We start from the raw sequence: 18,218 nt of genomic DNA, 5'->3' as shown, positions 1-18,218 counted from the left end.
TCTTACTCCTGTTCAAGCCGCACTACAGCGGTCAGCAAGGTCAACACAAAAGCCGCCAGCAATGGCCAGCGGAACAGCTCCTGTTGCGGACGCCAATGTTCCGCCTCTTTTTCGACAGGTTCCAGCCGGTCAAGCTCGGCGTAAATCTTCTGGAACTCCTCGGTGTCACGGGCGCGGAAATATTCGCCTTTCGTTTTGTCCGCAATGGACTTGAGGGTGCGTTCATCCAGATCGGCGCTCGGGTTCATCAATTGAAAACCAAACATGCTGCGCATCTGGTCGCTTTCCGAACCAATACCCACAGTATAGATTTTCAGGCCAGCCGCCGCCGCCATATCCGCAGCTTCCAGCGGGCTGACACTGCCAGCGGTGTTGGCCCCGTCCGTCATCAAAATCAACACCCGGTTCTTTTCCGGGCTGCCCTGCAAACGCTTGAGGGCAAGGCCAATGGCATCACCAATGGCGGTGCGCTCCCCTGCCAGCCCGATTGCCGATTCATTCAGCAATTGCAGCACGGTCTGGCGGTCAAAGGTCAACGGAGCCTGCAAGTACGCCTGATCGCCAAACAGCACCAGCCCGATGCGGTCGCCGGAACGTTTGCGGATGAAATCCCCCGCCACCGCCTTGACTGCCACCAGCCGGTCAACCACTTGGCCGTTAAGGATGAAATCCTGCTCCTGCATACTGCCGGACAAGTCAACCGCCAACATCAGGTCACGCCCGGAAACCGGCACCGCCACGGTATCGCCGATCCAGACCGGACGCGCCGCCGCCGCCACCAACAGCATCCACGCCACGATACCCAGCAGCAACGCCAACAAACCTTGCCAGGAGCGCCCCAACAGCTTGCCGCCTTGCTGGAAATCCTCCAGAAACGGCACTTTCAACGCGACGCCTGAAGCCATCTGCCCAGCCGGACGCAACCACCAACGTGCCAGCAGCGGCGCTGGCAGCAACAGGAACGCCCACCACCAAAGGAACTCATACATGGCTGGTTCCCCGCTGCAATTTGAGCCACAGACGCACCGCCTGTAGCAACGCGGCGGTTTCCGCCTGGGTCTCCGGGCGATACGGCAACTCCGTCAGCAAGTGCGCAAGCTTGTCGCCAAACAGCGTCCGGCCTGCCTTTTCATCCAGAAAACGCACCCAGGCTGCGCCGGTGAGGCCGGAAACCTGTTCCCGCCCGTATTGGCTGATGGCGGCGCGGCGCAACAGCACGGACAACTCCCGCAACAAATCCTTGCTGTTCGCGCCATACTGACCCTGCAAACGCTCCAGTTCATGCAAGGCCAGATCCAACGCCAGTTCAGCATGCTGTTGCCGCCGCCAGCGCCAAACCAGAAAACCGACCACAGCCAGCATCAGCACAGCCAGCAGCCACCAACCCGGCGCAGGCGGCCACCAATCGACCGGCATGGGCAAATGGATGTCGCGCAGCGGCAAGTCTTCCGGGTTCATCGCAACCCCCGCGACAGTTTCAGCAAGCGCTCGTTGTCATTGTCGGCGGTGGAAATCTGCACCAGTGGGATACGGTGGCTGCGGGTGAAGTCCTGCAAGGCTTTGGCCGCCTGCGTCACCCGTTGCGTATAGCGGTCCCGCCAGAGTTTTTGCCCCAGATTGAGCAACAGGTTGCGTTTGCCGTCCGTCAGGCGCAGATTGCCCTGCTGTGGCAGTTTTTCCTCAAACGGGTCATGGATGGAGAACAACGCCAGTTGGGAGTGACGCGCAATCATCGCCAACTGGCGCAGGGCGGCGGGCGTGACCTGACGGAAATCGCTCACCACGAACACTTGGCTACCCGGTTGGGCGACCCGGCGCAAGCGGGTCCAACTGGCCTGCAAATCCTCATTTTTACGGGCCACGCCGTTTTTGCCCAGTGGCTGGGCGCGGGTCATATCGCTCAACTGGCGCAGGAAATGCAAGGCGGCGGAACGGCTGCGGGAAGGTTTCAGCTCCACATGCTCGCCATTTTGCAGGATACCGCCGATCCGGTCGCCGTCCTTGAGGGTTTTCCACAGCAGCAAAGCGGCGATTTCTGCCGCCACCACCGATTTGAAGCGGCCACGGGTGGCGAAGAACATTGACGGGCGTAAATCCAGCCACAGCAGCACCGGCTTTTCGCGCTCCTCCTCAAACACCTTGGTGTGGACGCGCCCGCTGCGCGCCGTCACCCGCCAGTCGATGGTGCGGATGTCGTCGCCGGGCTGGTATATGCGTGATTCGGCGAAATCCATCCCCCGCCCCTTGTAGACCGAGCGGTGCGCGCCGATATGACGGGCGCGGATATGTTTCTTCGCCAAATACAGGGTGCTGACCTGTCCTTGCAAACGCAGCAGGGATTGCAGGGAACTGAAGACAATGCCTTCCCCTTCCCTGCCCCGGTCATGCTTGTCCTGGATTTGGCGTCCGGAAAACGGCCCGCCCATCAGGGAACCGCCACTAACGCCAACAATTCATCAATGATATGGTTGGCAGTCATGCCATCAGCTTCCGCCTCAAAGGTCAACAATAGGCGATGGCGCAAGACATCGTGGGCGACAGCCTGCACATCTTCGGGGCTGACGAAATCCCGTCCGGCCAGCCAAGCGTAGGCGCGGGAACAGCGGTCAAGCGCCAGTGTGGCGCGCGGACTGCCGCCGTAAGCAATGCTGCCAGTCAGTGACCGGCCATAGCGCTCCGGATTGCGGGTTGCCAACACCAGTTGCAGCAGATAGGTCTCCACTTTCTCCGTCATGTAGACGTTGAGCACATCCTGGCGCGCCAAACGGACATCTTCACGGCTGACCAGCGGCGCCACGGTTTCCTGCTCGCGCCGCACCTGCTGCATGGCTTCCTTGCGCCCCAAGTGCAGGATGACCTTTTCTTCCGCTGGAGTCGGGTAATCGACCACCACATGCATGAGGAAACGGTCAAGCTGGGCTTCCGGCAAATGGTAGGTGCCTTCCTGCTCAATCGGGTTCTGGGTCGCCATGACCAAGAATGGCTCTGGCAGACGCCAAGTCCTGCCCGCCACCGTGATCTGGCGTTCGGCCATCGCCTCCAACAAGGCGGACTGCACCTTGGCAGGCGCACGGTTGATTTCATCCGCCAGAATCAGGTTGTGGAACAGCGGCCCCTGCTGGAAATGAAAAGCGCCGTCGTTGGGGTGGAAGACTTCCGTGCCGGTAATATCCGCTGGCAATAGATCCGGGGTGAACTGCACCCGATGAAAATCCCCCTCAATGCCCTGCCCCAACACCTGGATGGCGCGGGTTTTGGCCAAGCCTGGCGCACCCTCCACCAGCAAATGCCCATCCGCCAGCAAAGCAATCATCAAACGGTTAACCAGCGATTTCTGCCCGATAATTTTGCTCTGCAAATATTGGGACAACTTGTCAAAGTTTTGTTTTTGGTTCATGTTCTCGGGTAGTTTTACGTGGATGTAGGGCGAAATATACGCGTCCTGTTCCGGTCGTTTCAAGTTAATCATCGTTAATCACCAGCCCGTCCAGAGCCGTACCCAATGAATATGCAAACGCAGATTGAACAGAAAATTCAGCAAGCCATGCAACCGGATTTCCTCGAAGTCGTCAACGAAAGCCACATGCACAATGTGCCGCCCGGCTCCGAATCGCATTTCAAGGTGACCATTGTCAGTGAGCAGTTCAATGGAAAGATGCTGATTGCGCGCCACCGGCAGATCAATGGCATTCTGGCGGAAGAACTCAGCAACAGGATTCATGCCCTGGCGCTGCACACGTTGACGCCGGAAGAATATTTCCAGAAGGCAGGCAAGGTAGCGGATTCGCCCTTATGCATGGGTGGCGGAAAAGGATAAAAAAGCGGGATTGCTGGCTCAAGGCAATCCCGCCGAGGGATGCCGCCCGGAGGAGTCGTGGGCGGCATTGAGAGCAACTTCAAGTGTTTAGCCTACATCGCCATTTGAACAGCAAACGCAGGTTTTGGTTCCCGTGCGGGGAACATTCTGGCGATCATGCTGGCGGTTTCCCCCATTTTGAAGGTCTTGCGCGGCAGCTCATGCCCTTCCAGCAGGCTTTCCAGGGTAATGTCCTCCATGAAGCGGTAAAACTGCTTGCTGAGGTCAGACCACATCGCTTGCACCAAATCCTGCTCCGGTGTGTCGGCAGGTTGGCGGCGCTGCTCAATCGCCGGTTCATCTTCCACCGCCAGCACAATATCCGCCAGCGTGATTGCGTCAGCATGGCGGCTCAAACGGTAACCACCGCCCGGCCCGCGAATGCCCTCCACCAGCCCTTCATTACGCAGCCTAGCGAAAACCTGCTCCAGATAGGACAGTGAAATCCCCTGCTTTTCAGCCAGATCGCCCAGGCGCACGGCACCTTCATCTTCGTGGACAGCCAACGCCAGCATCCCCATGATGGCATGTTGGCCTTGTGTGGATAGTTTCATGTCTGTCTCCTGAAATTCATCTCATGAATCATTGACAATCACTATACGACGCCACAATGATAAGAAAAAGTCGAATTTTTTAGATTAAAAACTCGAAAAAATCGAACAATAAAAAACAAGGGATCGTCAGGAAGCCATTGCCACAAAGCCGCAATATCGGCGACTTTATGCACATCAACGCAGTATCAATCGTGCAGAAACAGCGGAAATCAGTTGTTGCGCAGCATATCCAGATTACGTTGCGCATCCGCGTTGCCTTGGCTGGCTGAGTCTGTGAACAGCTTGGCAGCGCGCTTGGGGTCTTTTTTCACCCCGTTCCCTAGCACAAACAATACCCCAAGGTTATTTTGTGCCTCACTGAAACCAGCCTTGGCCGCCTTGTCATACCAATAAGCAGCTTGCTTGAAATTTTGCGTCACGCCACGGCCATCTTCATACAGCAGGCCTAGGTTGTACTGGGCTTTCGGATAATCCTGCCGGGCCGCCTGTTCATACCAGTAAGCCGCCTCGCGCAAGTCGGATGGCAGGCCGTTGACGCCGTCTTCGTACATCGTCCCCAGCATCAGTTGCGCCTGTTTGTCACCAGCCTCCGCCGACTGGCGCAACACGGCGGGTTCAATGCCGGTCATGTCCATATTGCTGGAAGCCCCGGCATTATTTGGCGTTTGCAGGGAAGCAGTCATCGCCACGGGTTCCGGACGGCTGGCCGGATCAACAGTTGGCGCAAATTTCGGCGTTAGGCTCGGGAGTCCGGCTGGCGTGGCAGGCTCCGGTTCTGCTTCCAACTGTAATGCGGCGAGCTGTTCCGTATCTGGGCTTCTTGCAGGTGGGGGAACATTCTCTGGCGGCGCTGGTGGCATAGGCATAGGCACGGGGGCGCTTTCCGGCGGCGCTGGTAGCACAGGCGTAGGCGCTGGAGCACTCGCCAGTTGCTCCTCTGCTGCGGCATTACGCAAGCGTCCGGAAGTTGCGACCGCCAAAGCTGGCGCGCCATTATTCAGCGACAACATGGCCAAACGCGCCGCCACATAGCCCTGATCAGCAGCTTTTTGGAACCATTCACGCGCCTTGTTGCTGTCGGAAGCAACATACTGGCCATTGGCGTATAACAGTCCCAACCCATATTGCGCTTCAGCATTGCCAGCCTCAGCGGCGCTTTGCTGCCACTTGATGGACTGTGCGATATTGGCCTGAGGATTATCGCTACTGCGCAACAGCATCGCCAGCCGGTATTGGGCGTTGGCGTCTCCTGCCTGGGCGGCGGCTTGCAAGCTACCCAGTTCATCGGTTGGCTTTTCCATCGAACGGCGGCGGTTGCGGTACCAGTTTTCCACACCTCCGGAAGCCGGAGCAGCCACACTTGCAATTGGCGGCAGCCCTGTTGGCACCGCCGCGCCCGCACCAGGCCCAGACCAAGGCGGTGGCGCTTCATTCATACTGACAGGTATTGCTTGGGCAATGTCGTTACTGGCGGCCACTGTGTGCGTGGACAACAGGGAACAAGCGACACCCAACAACAATGTTGGGGAAGGGAATAGCGAAAAAATCCAACGCTTTACTGTTGTTTTTGTCATGGCGGCCCCGCTCTACGATAAAACTCTATGACTGTAGTTTTTCAATGGTTATCAGCAATTATTGAGGCAGGTTATACGCACAAACGGCCTAACCAGGGATGAACAATTGGGGCTTTTCCGATGAATTGCAAAAAATTTCCGAAGCCGACCAAACTCGCCTAGACTAGGCGCATGAATGATGAACTCCTGCTCCGTTACAGCCGCCAGATTTTATTGCCCGAGATTGACATTGCCGGTCAGGAACGCTTGCTGGCGTCCAAAGCACTGGTTATCGGCGTAGGCGGCCTGGGGGCGCCGGTAACGTTCTACTTGGCGGCGGCGGGCGTTGGCCATTTGACCCTGGTTGACTTCGATACGGTGGATTTGACCAACCTGCAACGCCAGATCATCCACAGCACCGCCAACATTGGCCAACTCAAAACAGCATCGGCGGCGCAGGCAGCAAGAAGCCTGAACCCGGCGGTGCAAGTCCACACCATCAATGAACAATTATCGTATGACCAACTGCTTGCGGTTGCCTCTTCGCACGATGTCATCGTTGATTGCAGCGATAATTTCCCAACCCGCTTCACACTGAACCGTGTCTGTAAAAACCTTGGCAAACCATTGGTTTCCGGGGCAGTCATCCGCATGGAGGGGCAAGCCACCACGTTCGATTTCCGCCAGCCGGAAACCGCCTGTTACCGCTGCCTGTACGATGAGGAAGGCGAAACAGAAGACACTTGCAGCACCACCGGCGTCCTGGCACCAGTGGCGGGCATTATCGGCAGCATCCAGGCGGCTGAAGCCCTCAAAGCACTGCTGGACCTCCCCACCCTAAGTGGGCGGCTGTTGCTGCTGGATGCCAAAACCATGCGTTGGCGGGAAATGCAATTACAGCCAGACCAAGCATGCCCCGTCTGCCGTGGTGCCAGCACCCCTATGGCAAACGCCCCAGCCTAACTAACCACCCTAATTTCCACCCAAAGGGTCAGGCCCCAATTTGACGGCCATATCTTGCCGTGACAAACCCGCCTTATCGTTGCAAAATGTTCCCCGAATAAAATCCAGTCTGGTAAACAACCGAACGAAATGCACCTTAAAACAAAATACATCGACCTGCTTGCTGATAATAACCTCCCTCAGAATGTCCTGTTCAATGTCTTCGATACCGCCACCATCCAGTATGGCATTGAGTATTTTGAAGCCGGAAAAGTCGACAGTTTCAGGGCTGAAAAAAGCAGTAACGGCAATGTTTCGATCAGCGCCAAGGTACAGGGTGGCAGCCAGAACCCTTATGCAACCATTGTCAACTACAATGAGCGGTCTCCCCACTGGATCACTGGCGTATGCACCTGTTCTGTCACCATGGCCTGCAAACACGCAGTCGCCGCCCTGTTTGAATACCTTGAACATGCGCGCAAACAAAAGGCGCGGGAGCCGCAACGCAAAACCGTGCCCGCGTTTCTGGCCGCCACCATGCCGACCGCCACCGCCAAAGCGGTCGCCCGCTCGCCCGTTGAATTATGGCTGCAATCATTGGGCGTGGCTGAAAAGCCGCAATCCCCATTTGCCGAGCCGGAGGGGATGGAAGAAGCGCATTCCCATCTGCTCTACTTCCTGAGTTCTGACCCACACCATCCTGAACTGCCGACCCTGAGCCTCTACCGGGCGACGGTGTTGAAAAAAGGCGGTTACGGCAAACCTGCACAAGTGCAACTGGAAACCCTGCTGACGCCCTACCGTACCCGCAACTACTACTACGAACCGCAGGATCTGATGATTGCCCAGTTGTTGGCCCTGCCCGGCATGCGCTTCCTGCACCATTGGAACAAGGGAACCCTGACTGGCGGCGCAGGTGAACAGGCTTTGCGTGCCGTCCTGCAAACCGGGCGCGCTTTCTGGGCCAGCATCGAAACCTGGCGACGAGACAACGACCCCTTACACCCCGGCAAACCGATCAGTTTCCAGTTCCAATGGCGGCAGAATGAAAAAGGCGAATACACAGTTGCCCTGGAGCCGGACACCCCGGTTGACAAGCATTTCTGGCTGAATGGCAAACTTTGGTACATCGACAACCTCAATCTCGCCTGCGGTTTGCTGGAACACCCTGACCTCACGCCTGCACAGGTGGAAAAATTCCTGGGCGCGCCGCCGATCCCCGCCGAACAGGCGGAGTCTGTCAGCGAACGCCTGTTGGAAGTCTTGCCGGATGCGGACATTCCACCGCCCGCCCCGAACATCCTGCAACAGACCGAAGACCTGCACGCAGAACTGGTCCCCGACCTGTACCTGCGCAGCGCCAGCTTGCCGGAAACCAACCATACCCCCCCGGTCGCCAGCCTGCGCTTCAATTACGGCGGGCATCTGCTGCAACCCGAGCCGAACAAATCCGTCTCGCTGCGAAAAAACCAGGGCACGCGCTACCGCATCCACCGCGATACCGCCGCTGAACAACAGGCGCTCGACCTGTTGTCCGACTACGGTTTTGAACCTGCCGCCAACCGTTTCGCCAATCTCAACCGGCTGGAGCTGTTAATGCATCCCGACACCCCCAGCCTGACGGCGTTGTGCTGGCATGACTTTCTCGACCACGGCGTCCAGGCGCTGCGGCAAGAGGGTTGGAATGTCACCCTGGATGACAATTTCGACCTGCAATTTGACGTGGTGGGCGACCTCGACGCTGTCTGGGAGGAAAGCGAAAGCGGCAGCGACTGGTTTGAAATCAGCCTTGGTTTCGAGATCGAAGGCCAGCGCATCAACCTGTTGCCGATCCTGGTGGACATGCTCCAACAAATGGAAAGCCCGCAAGCGCTGCGGGAACTGCTGCAACGCCAGCCTTTCATGTTCGTGCCCCTGTCCGGCAACCGTTGGGCCAAACTGGAATCAACGCGCCTTAGCGGCATCCTCGACACCTTGGTGGAGCTGTATGACCAGCAGCCACTGAATGCTGACGGTAACCTGGAATTGAGCAAATATCAGGGCGCGGCACTCGCCGAACTGCTCAATGCCCCCGGCATGAAGTGGAAAGGCGCGGAAGAATTGCTCGCCCTTACCCAGAAACTGCATGATTTCAACGGTATCCAGGTGGTGACGCTGCCGCAGGGCCTGAACGCCGAGCTGCGCCCCTACCAACACGAAGGGCTGAACTGGCTGCAATTCCTGCGCGAATACCAGTTCAACGGCATCCTGGCCGATGACATGGGGCTGGGCAAAACCCTGCAAACCCTCGCCCACTTGTTGCTGGAAAAACAATCCGGGCGGATGCAGGAACCTGCCCTGGTCATCGCCCCCACCAGCCTGATGGGCAACTGGCGGCGGGAAGCGGCGCGCTTCACCCCCGACCTGCGCGTACAGGTTATCCATGGGGTTGAGCGGCACCAATATTTTGACAGCTTCGGCGACTACGACCTGATCCTCACCACGTATCCGCTGATGGTGCGTGACGAGGAGCAATACTTGTGCCACACCTTCCACTACCTGATTCTGGATGAGGCGCAGGCGATCAAGAACGCCGCCGCCCGCACCACCCAGATCATTTACACCCTCAAGGCGCGCAACCGTTTGTGCCTGACCGGCACGCCGCTGGAAAACCACTTGGGCGAACTGTGGTCAATGTTCCACTTCCTGATGCCCGGTTTCCTGGGGCAGCACGACAAATTCACCCGCCTGTTCCGCACACCGATCGAAAAACAGGGCGACGGCGAACGCCAGTGGCAACTGCGCAAGCGCGTGCAGCCATTCATGCTGCGCCGCACCAAGGAGCTGGTTGCCCATGAATTGCCGCCCAAGAGCGAAATCATCCGCAGCGCTACGCTGGAAGGCAAACAGCGCGACCTGTACGAAACCGTGCGCCTAGCGATGGACAAGAAAGTGCAGGAAGAAATCAGCCGTAAAGGTTTCGCCCGCAGCCAGATCGCCATCCTCGACGCCCTGCTCAAGCTGCGCCAAGTCTGCTGCGACCCGCGTCTGGTCAAGCTGGAAAAAGCGCAGAAAGTCAAACAGTCAGCCAAACTGGAGCTGCTGATGACCATGCTGCCGGAAATGCTGGAAGAAGGCCGCAAAGTGCTGTTGTTTTCGCAGTTCACCTCCATGCTGGCGCTGATTGAGGAGGAACTGAACAAATCCGCCATCACCTACAGCAAGCTGACCGGCCAGACCAAAAACCGCGATGAAGCCATTGCCGCCTTTCAGGAAGGCGACGCCCAGGTATTCCTGATCAGCCTGAAAGCGGGCGGCACCGGCCTGAACCTGACGGCGGCCGACACCGTGATCCATTACGACCCGTGGTGGAACCCGGCAGTGGAGCAGCAGGCCACCGACCGCGCCCACCGTATCGGCCAGGACAAACCCGTCTTCGTCTACAAACTGATCACCGAAGACACGGTGGAAGAAAAGATTCTCAAGCTTCAGGAAAAAAAGCAGGCGTTGGCGGATAGCCTGTATTCGGACAGTGAAACAGCGGAAGGCGTGCGCTTCAGTTCCAACGACCTGATGGATTTGTTGAAACCCTTGGAGCAGTGACGTTGCACTGAAGGGGAAAAGTTCGGCGTCTGCCGGATAAAGCGCTGGCGCGACGCCTGTCAAAGCGTCGCGCCAGCGTGAAAGGGATAGGGATTGGGGGAGGTAAAACCTCCGCCCCGATTATTCCCCTTCCTGGATCGCCTTCGCGCTCAGGCGCAGACGGCCCTGACGGTCAATCTCGATAACCTTGACGCGCACCGTGTCGCCCACATTCAGGTGATCGGTGACATTTTCAACACGTTCGTTGCTGATCTGGGAAATGTGCAGCAGACCATCCTTGCCCGGCAGGATAGTGACGAATGCGCCGAAATCCATAATACGGGCAACCTTGCCGGTATAAACCTTGTTCAGTTCCACCTCGGCAGTGATGGCTTCGATCATGCTGCGCGCTTCATAAGCCGCTTTCGCGTCAACCGCTGCGATCTTGATGAAACCTTCGTCATTGATGTCGATGCTGCACCCTGTTTTCTCAGTAATGCCACGGATGGTTTCGCCGCCCTTGCCGATGACTTCGCGGATTTTTTCCGGGTTGATCTTCATGGTGACGTAACGCGGCGCATACTGGGAAATCTCATCGCGTGGCGCTTCGATGCCCTTGGCCATTTCGCCGAGGATATACAGACGGCCAGCTTGCGCCTGGACCAACGCCTGCTGCATGATTTCCTTGGTGATGCCGGTGATCTTGATGTCCATTTGCAGCGCAGTGACGCCATTGGCGGAACCCGCCACTTTGAAATCCATATCGCCGAGGTGGTCTTCATCACCCAGAATGTCGCTCAGGACAGCAAAACGCCCTTCCTCTTTGATCAGGCCCATGGCGATGCCAGCCACCGGCGCTTTCAACGGGACGCCAGCGTCCATCATCGCCAATGAACTGCCGCACACGCTCGCCATGGAGCTGGAGCCGTTGGACTCGGTGATTTCGGACACGCAACGGATGACATACGGGAAATCATCGATGTTGGGCAACATGGATTTCACGCCGCGTTTGGCCAAACGGCCATGGCCGATTTCACGGCGTTTGGGTGCGCCAAAACGGCCCACTTCGCCAACGGAATAAGGCGGGAAGTTGTAGTTGAACAGGAATGGGTCTTTGTATTCGCCGGTGATGGCGTCAATGATCTGCGCATCGCGTTCGGTGCCCAGCGTGGTGACAACCAGCGCCTGGGTTTCACCACGGGTAAACAGGGCGGAGCCATGGGCGCGCGGCAGCACGCCCAGACGCACGCTGATCGGGCGCACGGTTTGCAGGTCGCGCCCGTCAATACGTGGCTTGCCGTCGAGGATATTGCCACGCACCACTTTCTTTTCGACGTTCTTGAACTCGCCCTTGATCTGCTCAGGGTTGAAGCCGCCTTCCTCGCCATCCTTCGCCGCCAATTTTTCCAGCGCGGCATTGAGGATTTCATCGATGCGGGCGTAACGCTTCTGCTTTTCGGTAATCTGGAACGCTTCGCGCAGATCGCCCTCACAGGCACCCGCCACCGCCGCCTGCAAGGCTGCGTCGGGGGTCGGTGCTTGCCAATCCCATGCAACAGTCCCCGCTTCCGCTGCCATTTCATTGATCGCCTTGATGGCGACTTGCATCTGTTCGTGGCCGAACATGACCGCGCCCAGCATCACCTCTTCACTCAGCTCACGGGCTTCTGATTCAACCATCAGCACGGCGCTTTCCGTGCCCGCGATCACCAAGTCAAGGCTGGAGGTTTTCAGATCTTCCGCAGAAGGGTTCAGCAGGTACTGGCCTTCACGGTAGCCGACACGCGCAGCGCCAATCGGCCCCTGGAACGGCATGCCGGACAGCGCCAGCGCAGCGGATGCGCCGATCATGGCCGGGATGTCCGCCGGAACAGCAGGGTTCATGGACACCACCAGGGCGATGATCTGCACTTCGTTGGTGAAGCCATCCGGGAACAGCGGGCGCAGCGGGCGGTCGATCAGGCGCGCAATCAGGGTTTCCTCTTCGGTGGCGCGGGCTTCACGCTTGAAGAAACCGCCCGGAATGCGTCCGGCGGCGTAGAATTTTTCCTGATAATCAACCGTCAGCGGAAAGAAATCACGGGCGACTTCGACAGTGCGCTGCCCCACGACCGACACCAGCACACAGGTGTCATCCATATTGACCATGACGGCGGCGGTCGCCTGCTTGGCGATTTCGCCGTGTTCAAGTGTGACGGTGTTGGAGCCGTATTGGAAAGTTTTGCTAATTTTAGCCATTACGTTCAATGTCCTTGTAAGGATTATTCATGGTGGGAATGTCACGGGCAGGCTGTTGAGAAAGGCTTTCGGCGGCAGGCGAAGGCAAAACCCTTTTCAACAACCTTCCTGCGTGACAGCTATATCATTAAGAGTTAAAGAGGCGGATAACAAAACACCGCACAAAGGCGGTGTCTTGTCTGGCTTGCATCGGGTTAGCGACGCAGGCCGAGGCTGCTGATCAGGGCTTGGTAACGGCCCAGATCCTTGCGCTTGAGGTAATCCAGCAGTTTGCGGCGCTGGTTTACCATGGCCAGCATGCCACGACGGGAATGGTGGTCATGTTTGTGGGTTGCAAAATGGTCCGTCAGATGCTTGATTCGCGCTGTCAGCAGCGCAACCTGCACTTCCGGGGACCCGGTATCTGTATCTGATTGGCGGTATTGCGCTACAACACCCGCCTTTTCTTCTGCACTCAGAGACATTCGCCAAAGCTCCAGATTTCAAGGGTTGCTAAAAAGGCGGCGATTATACACCCCTGATGAGCTTTAACACAATACAAACACAATACAAACAGAATGTTAACTCATGGCCATCTTAACCCAGCAATTCCAGTTGCAGCTTGTCCATATCCAGCGCCTTCACCGCCGCCAGGCTCGGCAGGTCATCCAGTGACCTGAGGTTGAAGTGATCCAGGAAATGGCGGGTGGTGCCGAGCATTTCCGGCCTGCCGGGCAGTTCCTTGTGGCCGATCACACGCACCCAATCCCGCTCCAGCAGGGTTTTGATAATGTTGGCGTTAACCGCAACGCCGCGGATTTCCTCGATTTCCGCCCGGGTAATCGGTTGCCGCCAGGCAATCAACGCCAGCGTTTCGAGGAAGGCGCGGGAATATTTTTGCGGCTTTTCTTCATGGTGACGTTGCACCCATGGCTGGAATTCCGCCCGGGTTTGCAGGCGGAAGCCGCTGGCCGTTTCCTTGAGTTCAAAACTCTGCCCTGCGCAAACGTCCTGCAAATCCTGCAAGGCCACGCGGATGGCCATGCGGGCAACCTTTTCTTCCGGCAGGAAATAAGTTTCCAACTGTTCAACCGACAAAGGTTTGTCAGCGGTCAGCAGAATCGCTTGCAGAATGGTCGCCAATTCCATGGTCACGCCTCCGCCATTCCGCCCGCCAGATGAATGTACAAAGGCGTATAGGGCGCATCCCCTTGCGTCACATCCACCAGATGCGCCTTCAGCAGCTCCAGCACCGCCATCAGCGTGACCACCGCGCCGCGCCGCCCTTCCTCCCGCCGGAACAGGTTTTCAAACGGCGCAAACCGGCAAGTCTGCAACACCGCCAGCACTTGCGTCATGCGTTCACGGATGGACAACTGTTCACGCTGAATTTCGTGATGGCTGAACATCTCGGCGCGTTTCAGCACATTCTGGAATGCCAGCAACAATTCCGGCAGGGAAACTTGCGGCTGTGGGCGCGGCGGGCTGGGAAAATCGGCGGCAGTTTGCACCACCTGATGCTCACGCCCCAGGCGCGGCAGCTCATCAAGGTCAGCAGCAGCCTGTTTGCACTGCTCATATTCCTGCAACTGGCGCATTAGCCGGGCGCGCGGGTCTTCTTCCTCTTCCGCCGCCACATGGCGCGGCAACAACAGGCGTGATTTGATCTCCGCCAGCATCGCCGCCATCAGCAGGTATTCCGCCGCCAAATCCAGTTTGAAGTCCTTCATCAGTTCGACATAGGCCACGTATTGCTCCGTGATGTGCGCAATCGGGATGTCGCAGATGTCGAAATTCTGCCGCCGGATCAGGTACAGCAGCAAATCCAGCGGCCCTTCAAACGCTTCCAGAAAAACTTCCAGGGCATCCGGCGGGATATACAAATCCTCCGGCATGGCGACGAATTTCTCGCCCCGCACAATCGCCAGCGGGATTTCCTTCTGGATGGCGGTCATTTAGAGGTGATGCGTAAAGCGCATCGCTTCCATGACATCATCCAGCGTTTCGCGCGCCACCTGACGGGCAGCTTCGGCGCCTTCCCGCAGGATTTCACGCACCCGCCCCCGATTGTCCTCAAACTCGGCGGCACGGCGCTGGATCGGAGCCAGTTCCGCCTGCACGGCGTCAATCACCGGCTGCTTGCATTCGAGACAACCGATGCCCGCGCTGCGGCAACCTTCCTGCACCCACTGCCGGGTGGCGTCGCTGGAATAGATTTCATGGAACTGCCAGACCGGGCAACGCCCCGGATCGCCGGGGTCAGTGCGGCGCACACGGTTGGTGTCGGTCGGCATGGTGCGGATTTTCTTTTCCACATCTTCCGGCTTTTCGCGCAGGGAAATGGTGTTGTGGTAGGATTTGGACATCTTTTGCCCATCTAGCCCCGGCATTTTGGAGTCTTTGGTCAATGCGGCCTGCGGCTCTGGCAGGATGATCTTGCCGGAACCCTCCAGGTAGCCAAACAAGCGCTCACGGTCGCCGAGGGAAAGGTTCTGCTGGGACTCCAGCAAGGCGCGGCCTATCGCCAGTGCTTCCCCGTCGCCCTGCTCCTGATACTTGCGGCGCAGTTCGCGGTACAGCTTGGCCTGTTTCTTGCCCATTTTATTGGCGGCCTGTTCCGCTTTTTGCTCGAAATCCGGCTCACGCCCATAGATGTGGTTGAAACGGCGCGCCACTTCGCGGGTCAGCTCAATATGCGCCACCTGATCTTCACCCACTGGCACCCGGTCAGCCTTGTAGATCAGGATGTCAGCCGACTGCAATAGCGGGTAACCCAGAAAACCGTAGGTTGACAGGTCACGTTCCTTCAGCTTTTCCTGCTGGTCCTTGTAAGTTGGCACGCGCTCCAGCCAACCCAGCGGCGTGATCATGGACAGCAGCAGATGCAACTCGGCGTGCTCCGGCACATGCGACTGGGTGAAAATCGTGGCGGAACTGGGGCTGATGCCCGCCGCCAGCCAATCGATGGCCATGTCCTCCACATACTGGGCGATGCCACCCGGCGTTTCATAATGCGTGGTGAGGGCGTGCCAATCGGCCACAAAAAAGAAGCACTCATAATTGAGCTGCATTTCCACCCAGTTTTTCAGGACACCGTGATAATGTCCCAGATGCAACAATCCTGTCGGGCGCATTCCAGAAACAACGCGCTGATTTTGCGAAGGCGAAGTACTCACGCGGGATACCTTGAGTTATGTGTTGGTTCGAGTTGGATTCTACAGGAAAATATGCCCCAGTATTTGAGCCAGCATACTTACCAGGGGCATGACGATCTGATTCAACACCCCAAAATATAGCAAACCCAGCACAATAAACAGGCCATACGGCTCAATCTGGTCAAAATAACGTGACAATGACAGCGGCAACAGCCCGGACAACACTCTGCCGCCATCCAGCGGCGGTATCGGCAACAGATTGAACACCAACAGCACCAAGTTGATTTCAACGCCATGCTGGCTCATCGTCATAAAACCGCGCGCCACATTGCCATCGGGAATGAGGTTGGCGAACATCACCAGCAGCATGATCCAGATCACCGCCATCACCAGGTTGGCACCAGGCCCGGCGGCGGCCACCAAAATCATGTCGCGCCGGTAACGTTTCAGGTTGCGGAAATTAACTGGCACCGGTTTCGCCCATCCAAACAGGTATGGGGAGCCTATCAGCAGCAACAGGGCCGGCACAGCGACAGTCCCAATCGGGTCGACATGCCTGATCGGGTTCAGCGACAAGCGTCCGAGCATCTTGGCCGTGCTGTCGCCCAATTTATTGGCGACCCAACCATGCGCAACTTCATGCAAAGTGATGGCGAACAGAACCGGAATTGCCCAGGTAGCCAAACCGTACATAAATGTGTCGATGTCAAAACTCATGCTTAGTGCTCCACCAGCCAATCAATGCTGCCCTTGCCCTGGCGCAAGATAACAGGCCGCTCTTCCATCAAATCCACCACAGTGGTGGGTTCATGTCCACAAAAACCGCCGTCGATAATCAAATCCACCTGGTGCTCCAGCGACAAACGTATTTGGTAAGGGTCAATCATCGGTAGGTCTTCGCCCGGCAGGATCAAGGTGCTCGACATTAACGGCTCGTTCAGTTCTTGCAAAAGCGCCTGGGTGACAATATGGTCAGGGAGCCGGATTCCAATGGTCTTGCGCTTGGGGTTTTGCAAACGGCGCGGCACTTCCCGTGTTGCAGGGAAGATAAACGTATACGGCCCTGGCGTCAGCGACTTGAGCAGGCGGTAATTGATGTTGTCCACTTGCGCATACAATGATATTTCTGACAAATCACGGCAAACCAAGGTGAAGTTATGTTTGTTGTCGACCCGGCGGATGCGCTGGATACGTTCCATTGCCGATTTATCCCCCAGGTGGCAACCAATGGCGTAGCTGGAATCCGTTGGAAACACCACGACCCCGCCATCACGGATGATGGTGACGGCCTGGCGGATTAAACGTACTTGAGGGTTTTCAGGGTGAATTTGAAAATACTGACTCATTGTTCAATTATCGTTTAGAATGTTTAACTTTAGCGGATTATACCAATACGTATGAAGTTCCTGTTTGATTTTTTCCCGGTCTTGCTGTTCTTCCTGGTCTACAAATTTTTCGGTGACCTACCCGCAAGCTGGATCGACGCCGCCAACCAGCTTCCCCTGATGGCGCTGAACCAAAGCGAACCCCGGGACGCCATCCTGCTGGCGACGTTGGTGATCATCTTGGCGACCCTTGTCCAGAATGCATTATATTTCCTCATGCATCGGCGTTTTGAGCGCATGCACCTGATCACGCTGGCTATCTTACTGGTGTTCGGCACCTTGACGCTGTTCATGAAAGACCCAATTTTCATCAAGTGGAAAGTCAGCATCATCAACTGGGGCTTTGCCCTCGCCTTCCTGATCAGCCAGTACGTAGGTTCACGCAAAACCCTGACGGAACGCATGATGTCCAGCGCCATTCAGGTTCCGGCCAATATCTGGCGGCAGACCAACACGATGTGGGCGGTGTTTTTTGCATCCATCGGCATCATCAACCTGATCGTGGCCTATTCCTTCAGTGAGGAAATATGGGTTGACTTCAAACTGTTCGGGGTATTGGGGCTGACGTTTGCCTTCATCATTGCCCAAGTGGTTTACCTGCAAAAACACGCCATTGAAACCACCTGAAACCGTTACAAAACATTAAGGACACTATTGCCATGTTGTATGTCATTATCGGCGAAGATGTTGAAAACAGCCTGGAGCAACGGCTTGCCGCCCGCCCTGCACACCTGGAGCGCCTACAGGCGCTGCGTGACGCAGGCCGCCTGTTTACAGCAGGCCCCAACCCTGCCATTGATGCGGCCGACCCAGGGGAAGCCGGTTTTAGCGGCAGCATTATCATTGCCGAATTCGATTCGCTGGAAACGGCGCAAACCTGGGCCGACGCCGACCCTTACCGGGCGGCGGGTGTATACCGGCAGGTCACGGTCAAACCCTACAAGAAGGTGTGGTGATTGCGGGCAGGCATAGCCGAAGCGTTCCCGCAATTGGGC

The 18,218-nt window shown here is 57.2% G+C and carries 18 protein-coding genes; 5 read left to right on the top strand and 13 right to left on the bottom strand.

Annotated elements, in window-relative coordinates; all coding sequences use genetic code 11:
* Nucleotides 1-2: 2 nt before the first annotated feature.
* From VSS37_RS18015 to VSS37_RS18000, 4 genes are read right to left on the bottom strand one after another with little or no spacing between them, the layout of a single operon-like run.
* Entirely contained in the window at nucleotides 3-989 is a 987-nt protein-coding gene (locus VSS37_RS18015; protein ID WP_324697429.1) for a vWA domain-containing protein, read from the bottom strand.
* Nucleotides 982-1,458 (bottom strand): DUF4381 domain-containing protein, encoded by a 477-nt coding sequence (locus tag VSS37_RS18010; RefSeq protein WP_324697427.1) that lies wholly within the window; start codon nucleotides 1,456-1,458, stop codon nucleotides 982-984. The genes VSS37_RS18015 and VSS37_RS18010 overlap by 8 nt, the downstream gene beginning before the upstream one ends.
* On the bottom strand, nucleotides 1,455-2,426 hold the full coding sequence (locus VSS37_RS18005) for a DUF58 domain-containing protein (protein ID WP_324697425.1): 972 nt from the start codon (nucleotides 2,424-2,426) through the stop codon (nucleotides 1,455-1,457). The genes VSS37_RS18010 and VSS37_RS18005 overlap by 4 nt, the downstream gene beginning before the upstream one ends.
* A complete protein-coding gene (locus VSS37_RS18000; RefSeq protein ID WP_324697597.1) occupies nucleotides 2,426-3,397 on the bottom strand; it encodes an AAA family ATPase in 972 nt (323 codons plus the stop codon). The genes VSS37_RS18005 and VSS37_RS18000 overlap by 1 nt, the downstream gene beginning before the upstream one ends.
* A gap of 105 nt (nucleotides 3,398-3,502) precedes the next feature.
* Between VSS37_RS18000 and VSS37_RS17995 the strand changes: the two genes are divergently transcribed.
* Entirely contained in the window at nucleotides 3,503-3,817 is a 315-nt protein-coding gene (locus tag VSS37_RS17995; protein ID WP_324697423.1) for a BolA family protein, read from the top strand.
* A 92-nt stretch (nucleotides 3,818-3,909) separates the two neighbouring features.
* Here VSS37_RS17995 and VSS37_RS17990 read toward each other — a convergent pair whose 3' ends face one another.
* Together VSS37_RS17990 and VSS37_RS17985 are read right to left on the bottom strand one after the other, a co-directional pair.
* Nucleotides 3,910-4,410 carry an Rrf2 family transcriptional regulator gene (locus tag VSS37_RS17990; protein ID WP_324697421.1) on the bottom strand — a complete coding sequence of 167 codons (501 nt, stop codon included), beginning with the start codon at nucleotides 4,408-4,410 and terminating at the stop codon, nucleotides 3,910-3,912.
* Between the two features lie 209 nt (nucleotides 4,411-4,619).
* Nucleotides 4,620-5,984 carry an SEL1-like repeat protein gene (locus tag VSS37_RS17985; protein ID WP_324697419.1) on the bottom strand — a complete coding sequence of 455 codons (1,365 nt, stop codon included), beginning with the start codon at nucleotides 5,982-5,984 and terminating at the stop codon, nucleotides 4,620-4,622.
* Between the two features lie 171 nt (nucleotides 5,985-6,155).
* Between VSS37_RS17985 and VSS37_RS17980 the strand changes: the two genes are divergently transcribed.
* Together VSS37_RS17980 and VSS37_RS17975 are read left to right on the top strand one after the other, a co-directional pair.
* Nucleotides 6,156-6,926: a HesA/MoeB/ThiF family protein gene (locus VSS37_RS17980; RefSeq protein ID WP_324697417.1), complete on the top strand. Its 771-nt coding sequence runs from the start codon at nucleotides 6,156-6,158 to the stop codon at nucleotides 6,924-6,926.
* Nucleotides 6,927-7,055: 129 nt separating this feature from the next.
* A complete protein-coding gene (locus VSS37_RS17975) occupies nucleotides 7,056-10,487 on the top strand; it encodes a DEAD/DEAH box helicase (RefSeq protein ID WP_324697415.1) in 3,432 nt (1,143 codons plus the stop codon).
* A gap of 120 nt (nucleotides 10,488-10,607) precedes the next feature.
* On the opposite strand, the gene pnp is transcribed toward VSS37_RS17975, so the two are convergent.
* From pnp to VSS37_RS17940, 7 genes are all read right to left on the bottom strand, one after another.
* Nucleotides 10,608-12,704, bottom strand: a complete 2,097-nt coding sequence (gene pnp / locus VSS37_RS17970) for a polyribonucleotide nucleotidyltransferase (protein WP_324697414.1) — start codon at nucleotides 12,702-12,704, stop codon at nucleotides 10,608-10,610.
* Between the two features lie 194 nt (nucleotides 12,705-12,898).
* A complete protein-coding gene (gene rpsO / locus VSS37_RS17965; protein WP_324697412.1) occupies nucleotides 12,899-13,168 on the bottom strand; it encodes a 30S ribosomal protein S15 in 270 nt (89 codons plus the stop codon).
* A 112-nt stretch (nucleotides 13,169-13,280) separates the two neighbouring features.
* Complete coding sequence (scpB, locus tag VSS37_RS17960; RefSeq protein WP_324697410.1) at nucleotides 13,281-13,832, bottom strand: SMC-Scp complex subunit ScpB; 552 nt, start codon at nucleotides 13,830-13,832, stop codon at nucleotides 13,281-13,283.
* A 2-nt stretch (nucleotides 13,833-13,834) separates the two neighbouring features.
* Nucleotides 13,835-14,638 (bottom strand): segregation and condensation protein A, encoded by an 804-nt coding sequence (locus tag VSS37_RS17955; protein ID WP_324697409.1) that lies wholly within the window; start codon nucleotides 14,636-14,638, stop codon nucleotides 13,835-13,837.
* The gene (locus VSS37_RS17950; protein WP_324697408.1) at nucleotides 14,639-15,859 is read right to left on the bottom strand and encodes a tryptophan--tRNA ligase; all 1,221 of its coding nucleotides are present in this window, start codon (nucleotides 15,857-15,859) and stop codon (nucleotides 14,639-14,641) included. It abuts the gene before it with no gap.
* Between the two features lie 39 nt (nucleotides 15,860-15,898).
* Nucleotides 15,899-16,555 carry a site-2 protease family protein gene (locus tag VSS37_RS17945; RefSeq protein WP_324697406.1) on the bottom strand — a complete coding sequence of 219 codons (657 nt, stop codon included), beginning with the start codon at nucleotides 16,553-16,555 and terminating at the stop codon, nucleotides 15,899-15,901.
* A gap of 2 nt (nucleotides 16,556-16,557) precedes the next feature.
* Entirely contained in the window at nucleotides 16,558-17,184 is a 627-nt protein-coding gene (locus VSS37_RS17940; RefSeq protein WP_324697405.1) for an L-threonylcarbamoyladenylate synthase, read from the bottom strand.
* A gap of 51 nt (nucleotides 17,185-17,235) precedes the next feature.
* Between VSS37_RS17940 and VSS37_RS17935 the strand changes: the two genes are divergently transcribed.
* A complete protein-coding gene (locus tag VSS37_RS17935) occupies nucleotides 17,236-17,850 on the top strand; it encodes a septation protein A (protein WP_324697404.1) in 615 nt (204 codons plus the stop codon).
* A gap of 32 nt (nucleotides 17,851-17,882) precedes the next feature.
* Nucleotides 17,883-18,179, top strand: a complete 297-nt coding sequence (locus tag VSS37_RS17930) for a YciI family protein (RefSeq protein WP_324697402.1) — start codon at nucleotides 17,883-17,885, stop codon at nucleotides 18,177-18,179.
* The last annotated feature ends 39 nt before the right edge of the window (nucleotides 18,180-18,218 follow it).

The sequence above is a fragment of the Candidatus Thiothrix phosphatis genome, from assembly GCF_035668035.1.
Lineage (GTDB): Bacteria > Pseudomonadota > Gammaproteobacteria > Thiotrichales > Thiotrichaceae > Thiothrix > Thiothrix phosphatis.
Note: the sequence above shows the minus strand (reverse complement) of the source record. Positions and strands in the feature narration are given on the sequence as shown.